Origin of the sequence: Thalassotalea sp. Sam97, from assembly GCF_041379765.1 — a bacterium.
Taxonomy (GTDB): domain Bacteria; phylum Pseudomonadota; class Gammaproteobacteria; order Enterobacterales; family Alteromonadaceae; genus Thalassotalea_A; species Thalassotalea_A maritima.
The window spans coordinates 427,178-442,174 of the sequence record NZ_CP166919.1 but is presented as its reverse complement, the minus strand read 5'-3'; the positions used below and the strand labels follow the sequence as shown (position 1 = coordinate 442,174).

9 protein-coding genes are annotated in these 14,997 nt (G+C 43.7%); 2 read left to right on the top strand and 7 right to left on the bottom strand.

Annotated elements, in window-relative coordinates; translation table 11 throughout:
• Nucleotides 1-2 precede the first annotated feature (2 nt).
• From mraY to mraZ, 7 genes are all read right to left on the bottom strand, one after another.
• Nucleotides 3-1,082 (bottom strand): phospho-N-acetylmuramoyl-pentapeptide-transferase, encoded by a 1,080-nt coding sequence (gene mraY / locus ACAX20_RS01935; RefSeq protein WP_371188127.1) that lies wholly within the window; start codon nt 1,080-1,082, stop codon nt 3-5.
• Complete coding sequence (gene murF / locus ACAX20_RS01930) at nt 1,076-2,479, bottom strand: UDP-N-acetylmuramoyl-tripeptide--D-alanyl-D-alanine ligase (protein ID WP_371188125.1); 1,404 nt, start codon at nt 2,477-2,479, stop codon at nt 1,076-1,078. The genes mraY and murF overlap by 7 nt, the downstream gene beginning before the upstream one ends.
• Entirely contained in the window at nt 2,476-4,050 is a 1,575-nt protein-coding gene (locus ACAX20_RS01925) for a UDP-N-acetylmuramoyl-L-alanyl-D-glutamate--2,6-diaminopimelate ligase (RefSeq protein ID WP_371188123.1), read from the bottom strand. Before ACAX20_RS01925 ends, murF begins: the two co-directional genes overlap by 4 nt.
• Nucleotides 3,998-5,737 carry a peptidoglycan D,D-transpeptidase FtsI family protein gene (locus tag ACAX20_RS01920; protein WP_371188121.1) on the bottom strand — a complete coding sequence of 580 codons (1,740 nt, stop codon included), beginning with the start codon at nt 5,735-5,737 and terminating at the stop codon, nt 3,998-4,000. The genes ACAX20_RS01925 and ACAX20_RS01920 overlap by 53 nt, the downstream gene beginning before the upstream one ends.
• Nucleotides 5,734-6,048, bottom strand: coding sequence for a cell division protein FtsL (gene ftsL, locus ACAX20_RS01915; RefSeq protein WP_371188119.1), 315 nt, complete (start codon nt 6,046-6,048; stop codon nt 5,734-5,736). Before ftsL ends, ACAX20_RS01920 begins: the two co-directional genes overlap by 4 nt.
• Before the next feature lie 65 nt (nt 6,049-6,113).
• Entirely contained in the window at nt 6,114-7,064 is a 951-nt protein-coding gene (rsmH, locus tag ACAX20_RS01910) for a 16S rRNA (cytosine(1402)-N(4))-methyltransferase RsmH (RefSeq protein WP_371188118.1), read from the bottom strand.
• A gap of 29 nt (nt 7,065-7,093) precedes the next feature.
• Entirely contained in the window at nt 7,094-7,552 is a 459-nt protein-coding gene (gene mraZ, locus ACAX20_RS01905; RefSeq protein ID WP_371188116.1) for a division/cell wall cluster transcriptional repressor MraZ, read from the bottom strand.
• 464 nt (nt 7,553-8,016) lie between these two features.
• On the opposite strand from mraZ, the gene pgi reads away from it, so the two are divergent.
• Together pgi and ACAX20_RS01895 are read left to right on the top strand one after the other, a co-directional pair.
• The gene (gene pgi, locus ACAX20_RS01900) at nt 8,017-9,663 is read left to right on the top strand and encodes a glucose-6-phosphate isomerase (RefSeq protein WP_371189551.1); all 1,647 of its coding nucleotides are present in this window, start codon (nt 8,017-8,019) and stop codon (nt 9,661-9,663) included.
• A 252-nt stretch (nt 9,664-9,915) separates the two neighbouring features.
• Nucleotides 9,916-14,997, top strand: a complete 5,082-nt coding sequence (locus tag ACAX20_RS01895) for a response regulator (RefSeq protein WP_371188114.1) — start codon at nt 9,916-9,918, stop codon at nt 14,995-14,997.

Sequence of the window (14,997 nt, the reverse complement as noted above, 5' to 3'; positions counted from 1 at the left end):
CGTTATCGTAACTTTAAGGTCGCTAAGCCAATAAGCACCAGTACCACAGAAATTATCCAAAAGCGGACAATGACGCGTGGCTCTGGCCAGCCTTTCAATTCATAGTGGTGATGAATAGGTGCCATGCGGAAAATACGCTTTGCTCGTAATTTATACGAGCCCACCTGTAAAATAACCGATAATGTTTCTGCAACAAAAACACCACCCATAATAAACAGCACAAGTTCTTGTTTAACCAATACCGCGATAACACCAAGTACCGCACCTAACGCTAAACTACCAACATCGCCCATAAAAACTTGTGCAGGGTAGGTATTGAACCATAAAAAGCCAAGACCTGCGCCAACGATCGCCGTACAAACAATCACTAACTCACTGGCTTCACGAATGTGCGGCAGCTGCAAGTAATCAGAGAAGTTGGCATTACCAGTAACGTAAGCAAAAACAGCAAAGGCAGCGGCTACCAAGATAGTAGGCACAATCGCCAGGCCATCAAGGCCATCTGTTAGGTTAACCGCGTTTGACGTACCGACAATGACAAAATACACCAAACCAATGTACAAAATGCCCAATTGCGGCATTACATCTTTAACAAAAGGGATTAACAGTGCGGTGTCTTGCGGTTGCGATACCGCGTATAAATAAAACGCGACCGCTAAACCGGCAACGGTTTGCCAAAAATACTTCCAGCGAGCGATTAAGCCCTTGGGATCTTTGCGGATCACTTTACGATAATCATCGATAAAGCCAATTAGGCCGAAGCTGATAATCACAAATAACACAATTAATACGTAATGATTTGATAAATCAGCCCACAGCAAGACGCTCAGCAAAATTGTGCCGAGAATAAGGAGACCGCCCATAGTTGGGGTACCGGATTTTGACAAATGGCTTTGTGGGCCATCATCCCGAACCGTTTGGCCGATTTGCATGGTCTGTAAGTATTTAATTAACTTAGGACCGAAATACAATGACGCAATCAATGCGGTTAACGTTGATACAATCGCGCGAAACGTTAAATAAGAAAAAACGTTAAAACCGGAATAAAACTCTGTTAGGTACTGCCCTAGCCAAACTAGCATGTGCCCTGTTCCTCTTGTGTGGCTTTTCGCCACTGTTTAATATCTTCGACAACCAACTCCATGCGGGCACTGCGTGAACCTTTTACCAAAATGGTTATGGCAGTTGCAGAGTCGAGTTCATCAATCAATGCTGCTAGCTTTGTTAATAATGCTTGGCGGTTAGAAAAGTGTTGGCCATTAGCGGCAAACACATCAGAAGCACTTTGACTTAGTACCCCTAAGGTAACCATGTTATCGATATTACTCGTTAAAGCGTGCTCGCCAATTTGCTGGTGATAGGCTCGTGCATCAGCACCAAGCTCAGCTAAATCACCAAGGATGAAAATCTTGTGCCCTTGGTAAGTCGCCAATAAATCAACGGCTGCTTTAGTCGATTCCACATTGGCATTATAGGTATCGTCAATTAAGGTAACAGTACCCGCTAAACGGGTAATGTTTAGACGACCTTTTACGGGGCGCATATTCTCAAGGCCATCTCGAATTTGCTCTAATGTGGCACCAAACTCTAGGGCAATGGCTGCTGCTGCGACAGCATTACAAACGTTATGACGACCCGGCACTGGCACGGTAATATCAATATTGCCCTTGTAGGTATTTAAACAAAAACGCGAGAAGCCTTGCTCGCTTAACTCGACATCAGTGCAATAACAATCGGCTTGTTTAACACAAGAAAAACGACGTACCGATTTATCTTGTAGGCGCCACTGCCATTTATCCGTAAACGGTGTATCTTGATTATACAAAGCCACACCATTGTCACCGAGACCTGAAAAAATCTCTCCTTTAGCACGAGCAACACCAGTTAAATCGCCAAATCCTTCTAAATGGGCTGCTGCAATATTATTAATCAGAGCAACATCCGGCTTGGTTAACGAGGTGGTGTAAGCAATTTCACCAAGGTGATTGGCACCGAGTTCAACGACAGCGTATTGATGGTGTGGTTCTAATCGCAATAGGGTTAGCGGTACGCCAATTTCGTTATTGAAGTTACCTTTCGTTGCAAGTACAGAGCCTAATGGTGATAAGATAGCCGCGACCATTTCTTTCACCGTTGTTTTACCACTACTACCGGTAATAGCGACAGTTTTCGGATTAACTTGCTGCTTCACATAAGCCGCCAATTTGCCGAGCGCTTGATAACAATCAGCAACGACAATTTGCGCGATATCGGCGTCTTGTTTGACTTCGACTATGGCTGCAGGACAACCAAGGCTTGCAGCTTGTGCAACAAAACCGTGACCGTCAAAGTTAGGCCCTTTTAAGGCAATAAACATGTCATCGGCTTGTAATTGCCTTGAATCAGTACTAACACTGGTAACTATGCGCTCAGCCTTACTGCTGTCGCTCAGCACACCGTCGACAACATCAGCAATGATATTAATTGATAATGGGATCATCGAGCATCCCCTTGAGTATAAAATTGACGTACGACTTCGCGCTCGTTATAAGCGATGGTTTGCTCGCCAATAATTAAATAATCTTCGTGACCTTTGCCCGCCAATAATACCATATCTTTGGCGTTGGCTTTAGCCAAGGTCGTGAGCACCGCCTGTTGGCGATCAATGATCACTTGGGTGTTTGATAAATCTTTAATGCCTGCGGCAATGTCATCAGTAATTTGCTCAGCAGATTCGCTACGCGGGTTATCATTGGTCAGCACGATGTGATCTGCGAATTGTTCAGCAATGGCGCCCATCATCGGTCGCTTACCTTTATCACGGTCTCCGCCACAACCAAACACAACCCACAGTTTACCTTGACAATGTTGCCGCGCCGAGCGCAACGCTTGTTCTAGGCCATCAGGTGTATGCGCATAATCAACAACGGCACTGGCTTTGCCATGAGCACTAAATAATTCCATGCGGCCAGCCACCGATTGAAGTTGTTGAACAAGGCTAGGCATCTCATCAATACCGACCCCAGATGACAACGCGACACTGATCACTGCCAGTAAGTTGCTAACATTGAATTTACCAAGCAAACTGCTATCAATATGGCAGTGCCCGAAGCTTGAATGAACATTAAAGCTGATCCCTGCTTGATGGCATTTGACGTTATCGGCACAAACATACAATTTCGCCGGCAGCGCGCTAATGCTTTGTTCTAGGCCGTAAACCAAAGTGTCATTACAGACATCATCTTGTTCAAGCCACTGTCTGCCAACCGCATCATCACCGTTAATCACCCAACGCTGGTCGCTATTTTTAACAAACAGCTTCTGCTTTGCACGAGCATAAGATTGCATATCACCATGATAATCAAGGTGATCTCGGCTTAAGTTAGTAAATACCGCAATATCGATCATATTGGCATCGAGACGCTTTTGCGCAAGTGCATGGGACGATACTTCCATCGCCACGTTGCTTATGCCTTGCTGCTTGAAGCCAAGTAGCAGTTGTTGCAATAACGTCGGCCCTGGTGTGGTGTTATTTACATCTTGTAAGTCATCTAACGGTCCCGCGCCTAACGTACCAATGATGGCACTTTTTGCCTGGTTGGCAGTAAACAATTGTGCCAACAAATGACAGCAACTGGTTTTACCATTGGTACCCGTTACGCCAATCATTGTCAAATCATTACTTGGCATCTGATAATAGTGAGCACTCACTTGATGCAATTTATCAGCCAGTTGATAAAAGCTCACCACAGGCACAGGAGCACGGTTACTTTGCTGATATTCAACATGGCCGTGCATCGATGCTTCGTCACATTGACGGATGACAACACTAGCACCTTGAGCTATCGCCGCGGTAATAAATTGACTGGCGTCTTGTTGAGTACCAACAATAGCGGCAAATACGTCGTTAGCCTGAACTTGCCGTGAATCGTTTACTAAGTTACCACAACGGCTATCATCAAAGCCCGTTGCGGCTAAATTAATCGCAAAATTTGCGAGTGTTTTATTAATAGAAAAGTTAGGCACCATTGCCTCCTTTACCATTAATTTGAGTAATTTGCGTTTGGTCATCTGGGGCAATGTTTAAATACTGCAAACTGCCTCCCATAATACGTGAAAATACTGGTGCGGCGACTTCGCCACCATGATACAAGTCACCGCCGGGCTCGTTAATAATAACAACAACCGCTATCTTCGGATCTGAAACCGGTGCAACGCCAGCAAATAAGCCAACATATTCATTACCGTATGAACCAGCGACGGCTTTTCGGGCTGTCCCCGTTTTACCGGCAACACGATAGCCTTCCACTTTGGCTTTAGGAGCACCTTCTAACACTACTTGTTCCATCATCGCTAATACAGCTTGCGCATTTTTTTCATCAAGCACGCGTTCGCCATGGTTAAATTGCGGATTTTTAAGTACAGACAATGGTCGTTTTATGCCACCATTACCAATCGTCGCATAAAAGCGTGCTAACTGTAACGGACTAATTGCTAAGCCATAGCCCCAAGATAAAGTCGCCAATTCAAACTGCGACCAACGGTTACGATCGGATAATCGCCCTGATGATTCGCCAAGTAACCCGGTACCGGTATCTTCCGAAAAGCCCATTTCGAAAAACTTACCAAGTAAAAAATCCTTCGGGATATCAAGGGCAAGGCGAGTGGTGCCCATATTTGACGATTTTATTAAAATCTCAGTTAACGTTAACTCACCATGATTACGCACATCACTAATACGTCTACCACCTAATCGCATCCAACCCGGATATGTATCAATAACGGCGTCTTTATCTACTGAGCCAAGCTCCAATGCCGTTAACACCGTGAGCGGCTTCATGGTTGAACCAGGCTCAAAAATATCGGTAATGGCACGATTGCGAAAACGATGCGTGGCCGTACCTTTACGGTTATTTGGGTTATACGATGGGCCATTAACCATTGCCAGCACCTCACCGGTGTGGATATCAACAACGACAGCCGATCCTGAGGTCGCTTGGAACGAGGTAATTGCTGCTTTTAATTCTTTATAAGCTAACGCTTGAATACGCTGATCAATAGAAAGCTGCACATCTTGTGGAGGTACAGGCTCTTGACGTTCAATCACCTCGATAATATTGCCTTTAGCGTCTTTTATGTACTTCTTACTGCCATCAACGCCGGTTAATACATCATTGTATTGACGTTCAATGCCTTCGATACCTTGGTCATCAACATTGGTAAAGCCAACAAGATGAGCACTGATTTCCGCAGCTGGGTAAAAGCGTTTTGACTCTTTACGCGTGCGAATACCGGGAATTTTTAGCTTTTGAACGTATTCTGCCGTTGCTGGTGAAATCTGTCGTGCTAAATAAACAAAACGTCTTTTTTCGTTAGTACCAATGCGCTTTTTAATGTCCGCAACATTTTGTTCAAGAGCTTGCGCCAATGCATTTAACTTACGTTCCATCGATGCTCCGCCACCTTGCAGAAAGTCACGCGGATCGGCGTAAATCGTGCGAACAGGAACGGAAATCGCTAGCTCAATACCGTTGCGGTCAACAATCGCACCGCGATGAGAATCTTTTGATGTATTACGAATCGTGCGGTTATCACCCCGTTTTATTAACTGTTCGGGTTCTAGCACTTGAATATAGGCAGCGCGAGCAACTAATCCACTAAACACCAAGCAGATCAAACCCACAACCGTATAAAATCGCCAAGCGATGGTTGTGGGTTTCGACTTACTTGTATTGCGCGCGTTGCGGTTATTGGTCATGGTACATTTATTATTATTTCTTCACTCGCCTTAGGGCGATACATGTTTAAATGTTGTTTCGCTTTTATTTCAATGTCACTGTGCTCTGCTAGTGAGTGCTGTTCGAGTCGTAAATTACGCCATTCAACGTCTAGCTCATCGCGCTCACTGTATAAGCGCTCAAGTTGGATGGTCGCTTGCCGGTTTAAGTGGCTCATATAAATAACCGAAAAAGCGGACAAAAGCACCGCGATTGCTAGCACATAGGTGAAGCTATAGCGCCGTATATCCTGCCAAATCTGTTGTGCCAATATAAACTTCGGCAGAGCCATGCTGTTATCCTTTTACGCTCATCATGTCGAAGCAAAATGCTAATTCACTGCCCTAATTTGCTATGCTAGTCGCTTTGTTTTGCCAACCGACTAGCAACACGCAATACCGAACTGCGTGAACGCACGTTATCAGATACCTCTTGCTTGCTCGGTTTCAACTTTTTACCGACTAAGGTCAACTTCTTGGTTTTATCTAACTCATCTTCGGTAATCGGCATACCACGAGGCACCTTTTTCGCGGTACTGTGCTTTTTCATAAATTGTTTTACCAATCTATCTTCCAGAGAGTGAAAACTAATCACCACCAAACGACCATTTTCTCTGAGCACGTCAAGCGATGCCGCCAAGGCCTTTTCAATTTGTTCAAGTTCCGAGTTGATATACATGCGGATTGCCTGAAAGCTGCGCGTCGCCGGATGTTTTTTGATCTCTTTTTGTGGGGCGGCTTGCTTAATCACTCTCGCCAACTGCCCTGTTGTGGTAAGCTCTTCTTCCTCTCGGGCGGCAACAATGGCATTAGCAATACGCCATGCCTGTTTTTCTTCGCCAAAGGTACGTAATACCCACGTGATATCCTCGACATCGGCTCGGCTTAACCATTCGGCAGCTGTTTGCCCACGGCTAGTATCCATGCGCATATCCAGCGGTCCGTCTTTCATAAAGCTAAAACCACGGCTCGCATCGTCAAGTTGCGGTGAAGAAACGCCAAGATCAAGCAAGATACCGTCGACCTTATCCACTAATGCTAAGTCGACGGCAATTTCCTGCAGGTCTGCAAAGCCACTGTGTACGATTTGAAATCGAGGATCGTCAGCAAATTTTTGCGCAGACTCTATTGCTTGCGGATCCCTATCAATGGCTATCAGTCGTCCGTTTTCGCCTAGGCTTTTAAGTATCAATCCAGAGTGACCACCACGACCAAATGTACAATCGATGTAGGTGCCATCTGGTTTTATATCCAGACCGTCAACGGCTTCTTGTAGTAATACCGATATGTGTGCAAATTCTGTTGCCATATATATTCTCCTATCGCTATCAGGCAAAGCTAAAGCGATAGATCTGATAATCTTTCAGTTGGTTCTAAATTACCTTGCTGATTGTCAGCAATACCTTGTTGCGTTTCCGCGTACCAATCGGCTTCGTTCCAAATTTCAAACTTATTATGCAAACCGACAAGCATGACATTTTTTTCTAGGTTGGCATGCTGTCTTAATACCGGGCTAAGTAACAGGCGACCATTTTTGTCGAGGTCACATTCTGTGGCGTTACCTAAAAGCAAACGCTTAATAATGCGCTCGCTGCGGTGCATATCGGATAAACGGCTGAGCTTAAGTTCCAGCTCTTCCCATTCAGCCTGTGGATACAGCAATAAACAGCGACTTTCGGTATGTACGGTACAGACCATTTTACCTTGATAATCAACAAACAAACCGTCACGGTACTTGGTGGGTATCGTGATCCGATTTTTGCTATCTAAAGTAATGCTGTTCGAACCTATAAACATAATTATTGTCAGTTGTTTGCTACAGACGCCATTGTATAATTTTTAAACAATAGCGTAATGATCCACAATTCTCCACTTTTTCCCACCAAACTACAGTTTAGTGATTTGTGTCAACCATTGTCAAGCACCGTAACAGGATAACAACAGTAAGCAAAAGCAGAAGGATCAAGGCTCAACGAAACTCGCTCAGATATTTTTATAATGATGTGGAGATTTGTGGATATCCGTGCGCATTTTACCCTATCTCGACCACTAAAGCAGGAGCAAATCAACATAAAGTCAGCCTTTGTAAATAACAGGTAAAGCCGAGTGGGATTATGGGAAAGAATGCGACTATCAACACGAATATTCTTGGATAACCACTACAGCTGGCTAAGTGAATGTTATTTACAGCATTTTGCAGGTAGCTCTGCTAATATTTGCGCCATAGCTGTTTACTGATCGATTACAATGAAAGGAATTATATTATGACTCGTTCTGCATTACCTGCATGGCAACAACTGCATCAACTGGCTAAATCTGCACCTAATCGTTCGATTAAAGCGATGTTTGAACAAGATCCACAGCGCTTTGATAAATACAGTGCGTCGTTATCGGGTTTGCTTTTTGATTATTCAAAACAAAATATTGATGAACAAACCATGGACTTGTTCTTGCAACTCGCCGAGCAATGTAACTTCAATGATTGGCGTGAAAAAATGTTCTCCGGCGAACGTATTAATGTCACCGAAGATCGCAGCGTGTTACATGTCGCATTGCGTCGTGATACAACACAGCCTTTGGTCGTTGATGGGGTTAACGTAAGCGAACAAGTTCAACAGCAACTTGATAAAATGCAACAATTTTGCCTAAGCGTCCATTCAGGAGAATGGCGCGGCCATACTGGCAAAGCCATTACCGATATTGTCAGCATTGGTGTTGGTGGTTCAAATCTTGGTCCAGAAATGGCCACCAATGCACTTAAGGCCTATAGCACCACAGGTTTAAATGTACATTATGTATCGAATGTCGATGGCAACCAAATTGCTGACGTGCTTGATCGTATTGACCCAGAAACAGCACTATTTGTTATATCCAGTAAAACTTTTACCACATCAGAAACCATGACTAATGCGAATACCGCAATGCGTCATTTAGTTGACAAGCTTGGTGATAAAGCGGCTGTAGCCAAACACTTCGTTGCGGTTTCAACCAATATTGAAAAAGTAACGGCATTTGGAATTGATGCGCAAAACATTTTTGACATGTGGGACTGGGTAGGCGGCCGCTTCTCATTATGGTCAACCATAGGTTTACCGATTGCTCTGTATTTAGGCTTTGAACATTTCCAAAGTTTGTTACTGGGTGCGCGCGAAGTGGACGATCATTTTCAAAGCGCTCCGTTAGAAACGAATATCCCATTTATTATGGCGTGTTTAAGCTTATGGAATTGCACCTTTTTAAACGCTCGATCACAGGTCATCTTACCGTATGATCAAGTCCTGCATCGCTTAACCGCTTATTTGCAGCAAGCGGAAATGGAAAGTAATGGTAAGCATGTCAGCATGCAAGGTGACGTGGTAGATTACAACACCGTTCCAACCATTTGGGGTGAAATAGGTATTAATGGTCAGCACGCCTTTTATCAATACCTACATCAAGGCAATAACATTGTCCCTGCCGACTTTATCGGCTCGGTGCAACCGATTCGCGAAATGGCTGCTCACCACGATATCTTAATGGCCAATATGTTTGCGCAAGCGGAAGCGTTTATGACGGGTGTTAGCGAGCAAGAAGTACGTGACACCTTAACCAAACAAGGTAAATCACCAGAGTTCATTGATATGATTGCACCGCACAAAGTACATCAAGGCAATCGCCCAAGCTCAACATTTTTATTCGATAAAATAACCCCGTACGCGCTAGGCCAATTGGTTGCTTTGTATGAGCACAAAATATTTAGCCAAGGGATACTATTGAACATTTGCTCGTTTGATCAATGGGGTGTAGAACTTGGCAAAGGACTGGCAAACAATATTCATGCAGAAATTATCAGTGATAGCGACAGTACTGCTCATGACAGCTCGACGCGTCATTTAATAAACTACTATCGACACAATAAGTCGTCATAAGCAAATCATCTATGACCGACCAGTAAAAACGACGCTACGGCGTCGTTTTTACTTTCGCCTAGTTATCACGTTTGCCTAAGCAAGGTGTGCAATCTACGGTGCGACTTTTGCCATCAGCTCTGTTATCAACTCGACGACTAAACAACCTATCAAGCAACTCCCCTAAAGCAAGTCGCTGCGAATACCATTCACAGTTGTTACTGCTATGCTTATTTTAAATGATTAAGCACAACTTAACGATAGAATGTTTATATGTATAACGAATCTATTTTAGCTGCCGTTGTCCTGCTCATTGGCTTGCTAGTTTTCGTTGTTTATAAAGTGCGCCAGCAAACGCAACAGGAGTTGTCGCTACTTCTCGCTAATAGCCAAGCCAAACAGTTGATCACCGGCGTATTGATGATTTTTCTATTAATCATCTCTATTTTGATTAATTATGGCTTGCATACCATGCGCAAGCAGATGCAGCACCAAGCCAGTGAGTCATTAGCAACCGTTGCTGAAACCACTCATTCATCATTACAAAGCTGGTATCACGGACAAATCGCCACCTTGCGTATTGTTGCCGATGACCCATTGAGCACTACGCTAATTGAAAGCTTACTCACGGCTAATGCTGAGCAGTTAGTTACCAACAGTGATTTACAACAGTTACGCCAACTCTACAATGATCTCTCCCTTGAAAATCGCCATGTTGGTTTCTTCGTGATTGGTAAAGATCATATTAACTATGGCTCTCTACGTGATAGTAACCTTGGTGAAACAAACCTACTTAGCACACAAGCACCAGAATTACTCGCTCAGGCCTTTGCTGGCAAGAATGTTGTCGTTGGTCCTTTGCGCAGTGATGTCTCCTTGCATGATGTGCAAAAAGGCTTAGGCGCCCATAACACCACAATGTTTGTTGTTGGTCCCGTCTATGACCAACAACGAAATATTATCGCGGTGATGGCGCTGCGCATCGACCCTTACCAGGAACTATATCCAATTATCGCCAGTGCTCGAGTTGGTAAAAGTGGCGAAACCTATCTAGTTAATAAACAAGGTGTTATGGTCTCTGCCAGTCGTTTTGAGAAACGTTTAGCAGAGATAGGTCTAATAGCTGACGGCCAGTCGAGTATCTTAAGCATTGAATTACGCAACCCCGGTCGACAACTGAGTGCTGACATACCATTTAATGACGATACCTCACCAAACCAACTGCCATTAACCTACAGTGCTGAGAAAGTATTATCGCAACAAGATGGACAAACCAGCAAAGCTTACACGGACTACCGTGGCATTGAGGTATTAGGTGCGTGGCGCTGGCTTGATGAGCTTGGTGTGGGCGTCATCTCTGAAATAGACTTAGATGAAATAAAAGCAGGTTATGATCAACTGCGGCTTACTATTTTACTGGTGCTGATTAGCGTTATTCTGTTAATGGCGATTTTGGCAAAAATGGCTGTTAATGTGTTGACCCGCATGAACGACAGATTGCTACAAACCAATAATGAGCTGGAAAGCCGGGTTAAAAAACGAACAAAAGAACTCTCAGATAGAGAAGCCAGGCTTTCTGATCTCTACCAAAACTCTCCCGTTGCTCATGCGACCTTGCTTCCCGACGGCTATATTGGTAAGCACAACAAAGTCTTTTTACAACTCACCGGCTATTCATCTTTTGAGCTAGAAGATATGCGCTGGGCTAATCTCTTACCTGCCGAACCAGCCAACAAAGCCGGCATTAGTTTATTTGAAAACGCACTTGCTGGAGAGCAACAAAGCGATGTGAATATCGACCTTGTTAATGCTAATGGTGCACCGTTACGGATCGCCGCTTCGGCGATTAGATCCAGCGACGGTCATGAGGTTAGACTGTCGTTAATTGACATTACCGAACGTGAAAAAGCACTGTCTCAACTCACCCAAAACGAAATGTTGTTTCGTTCTATGGTGACCAACATCCCTGGCGCTGTGTTTCGCTTTCAATTTAGTAAAAGCTTCAATAGTGATGCCGAGTTGGTATTTATCAGCGATAAAATTGCCGATATTACTGGCTTTGATGTAGACGAATTTCAGCAGCAACAGCCATTAAATCGCTTTTACGAGATTATCGATGCTGAAGATCTTGAACTTTTGCGTAAACAAATCAAAAGCTCCAACCTAGAGCTTAAACCGTTTTTATCGACCTTTAAAATCAAACACCGTGATGACTCAATAAAGATTGTTCAACTAAAAGCAACCACAGTGAAAGATCCTATTGCCCAATGTAAGTATTTCGATGGCGTCATGGTTGATATCACTAAGCAAGAAACCTTAAAGGCAGAGCTTTTAGACAGCGAAAGTCGTTATCGAACAATTTTAGACAGCGTAGCCGATGGTGTTGTTGTCATTAATAAAAGCGGTAACATCTTAGAGTTTTCCAGTGCCGCACAACGCATTTTTGGCTTTGCTGGCAACGAAATTATTGAACAGCACATTACCACCATTCAGGCCGATGATTTTGCCGAGCAAGACAATAATATTCTTAGTGATTATCAAGCCAATGCCGTTGATAGCGTACGCACGGTTTATGGTAAACGAAAAAATGGCGATATTTTCCCGCTCGAGGTTTCTGTGCGTGAAAGCGTCCTCGATAATGAAATGGTATTTATTGGCATTTTACGTGATATCACTGAGCGACATGAACAACAGCTGCGACTTAAGCAAAGTGAGGAGCGTTTAGACGCGGCAACCTATGGTGCTCGCATAGGCTTGTGGGAGTTTTTCCCTGAACAGCAAGTCATCAAAATTAATCGTGTCAGTGCAAATATGCTCGGTTTAGGCCAAGACAGTGAATTTGTCGAGGAAGAAAAAGACTGGTTTACCTTGCGCAACAGTTTAGAAAACTGGACTAAGTATGTGCATCCCGATGACAGGGAAACGATAGAGTCGCATATGCTCGAGTACTTGCATGGTCAGCGCAGCGAGTTTAAAGAAGAAATGCGGATTGAATCAGGTTCAGCAAGTACCAAATGGATTTTAGATATCGGCCGCATCACTGAAACCAATCACGAGGGCAAACCCAGCCGAGTGTCTGGCGTTCATATCGACATTACCGAACGTAAACAACTTGAGCTTGATTACATTCAAGCGCAGCAACAGGCAGAAGAAGCTAATCGAGCCAAATCAGATTTCCTCGCCAATATGTCGCACGAAATACGCACGCCAATGAATGCCATTATTGGTATGTCACATTTGGCACTGGAAACAGAACTCGATCGCCAACAACGTAATTATATTGATAAAGTGCACCGAAGTGCCGAATCCTTACTTGGGATCATCAATGACATCCTCGATTTTTCCAAGATTGAAGCTGGTAAGTTAGAAGTTGAAGCCATAGACTTCAATCTTGGCGATGTGCTTGAAAGTCTAACCAATTTTGTCAGCATAAAAGCTGAAGAAAAACATCTGGAGTTATTATTTGATATTGAACCTGAGTTACCTATGAACCTGATCGGTGATCCGTTGCGATTAACCCAAGTACTGATCAATCTAAGTAACAACGCGGTAAAATTCACCCACAAAGGTGAGGTGATTATTAAGATAACTCGAAAATTTGCCAATCAACAATATGCCGAGCTTGAGTTTCAAGTCATCGATTCTGGTATTGGTATTAGCCCCGAACAACAAGCCCGATTATTTCAACCGTTTACACAAGCTGATGCATCAACAACGCGTAAGCATGGTGGTACCGGTTTAGGATTGGCGATATCCAACAAGTTAGTGAAATTAATGGGCGGCGAAATTCGCCTTGTCAGCGAGCTGAATGTCGGTAGTAACTTTTCTTTTGCACTTACCTTTCAACGGCAACAATCAGCAACACGCAAGCCTATGTTAGCGCACAAAAAGATCAGTCGAGTTTTAATTGTCGACGACAACCAATACGCGCTGGAAATTTTTCAAAAGATTATTAATAACCTTGGCTACGAAGCCAGCGTTTGTGACAATGCGACCATGGCACTACAAATGTTGAAAAGCGCTGATGCCGAGCAACCCTACCAATTGGTCCTTATGGATTGGCAAATGCCATCAATGGACGGCATCGAAGCGGTGCGAGCATTACGCAATGACTTGAAGTTACAACATCAACCCATTGTCTTTATGGTTACTGCTTATGGTCGCGAAGAGCTCAACATGCGCATCGGCGATATACACGTTGATGATGTATTAACCAAACCGGTAACGGCATCGAGTTTACATGACGCCATCAGTAACAGTTTTGGCCACACAATAGAACACGATGCGTCAATTAGTCGCCGTAACGAGTCTCAAGAAGCGTTAGCTCAACTGCAAGGAGCCCATATCCTAGCGGTTGAAGATAATGAAATTAATCAAGAGCTTATTTTTGCTTTACTAACCCAAAATGGCATGACCTGTGATTTGGCGGATGATGGTCAACAAGCTTTAGAAAAGCTCACCCATCAACATTATGATGGTATTTTAATGGATTGTCAGATGCCTGTTATGGATGGCTATACAGCAACAAAAAAAATAAGGCAGCAGAGCAAATATGAAGCACTTCCCATTATTGCCATGACTGCAAATGCCATGACTGGTGACAGAGAGAAAGCTATTGCTGTCGGTATGAACGATCATATTGCCAAGCCCGTAAACGTTAATCATATGTTTAAAACTATGGCAAAATGGATTAAAGGTAATAAACAGGCCGATATTGAACCAACAAAACCAATCACGAGTAATCGTTACCTGCCTGAGCATATGGATAACTTAGACGTCAGTGACGGTTTACGGCGTACGCTTGGCGACAAAGATCTGTATTTGAAATTACTGAGAAAGTTTCACGATAGCCACTTAAATGCAGCTAATGATATTACCCAAGCCCTCGCCAATAACGATTATGCACTTGCTAATCGTTTGGCTCATACCTTAAAAGGCTTAGCAGGTAATATTGCAGCCAAGAGCTTGCAAAATGCGGCTGCCGACATTGAAAAGCAAAGTTCAGACAATAATGTAAGTCATGATAGTGTAGTTCATCTGCAGCATTGCTTATCCGCAGTTATTACCGAGATATCTCCTATTGTTAAGCAAACGATAGCGCCAACCGCCACAGAACAGACAACCGAGAAAAACCAAGCCGAAGTTCAAGATAAGCATTCTGTTATTCAGCACCTTTATAGCATGTTGGCTGATTATGACAGTGCAGCAGCAGACTATTTACTGCAACATGAGATAACCTTGCAGCATTTAGCCGACAGCAATTGGTTCAAGTCCTTAAATAAAGCAATCGACAGCTATGACTTTGAACAAGCTCTTGCTCTACTGCAGCCATACCTCAATAATGAGCAACGCTAG

Excerpts from the sequence above, each read along its gene's own strand:
- mraY (WP_371188127.1), bottom strand. The coding sequence starts at position 1,082 with ATGCTAGTTTGGCTAGGGCAGTACCTAACAGAGTTTTATTCCGGTTTT.
- murF (WP_371188125.1), bottom strand. The coding sequence starts at position 2,479 with ATGATCCCATTATCAATTAATATCATTGCTGATGTTGTCGACGGTGTG.
- ACAX20_RS01925 (WP_371188123.1), bottom strand. The coding sequence starts at position 4,050 with ATGACCAAACGCAAATTACTCAAATTAATGGTAAAGGAGGCAATGGTG.
- ACAX20_RS01920 (WP_371188121.1), bottom strand. The coding sequence starts at position 5,737 with ATGACCAATAACCGCAACGCGCGCAATACAAGTAAGTCGAAACCCACA.
- ftsL (WP_371188119.1), bottom strand. The coding sequence starts at position 6,048 with ATGGCTCTGCCGAAGTTTATATTGGCACAACAGATTTGGCAGGATATA.
- rsmH (WP_371188118.1), bottom strand. The coding sequence starts at position 7,064 with ATGGCAACAGAATTTGCACACATATCGGTATTACTACAAGAAGCCGTT.
- mraZ (WP_371188116.1), bottom strand. The coding sequence starts at position 7,552 with ATGTTTATAGGTTCGAACAGCATTACTTTAGATAGCAAAAATCGGATC.
- ACAX20_RS01895 (WP_371188114.1), top strand. The coding sequence starts at position 9,916 with ATGTATAACGAATCTATTTTAGCTGCCGTTGTCCTGCTCATTGGCTTG.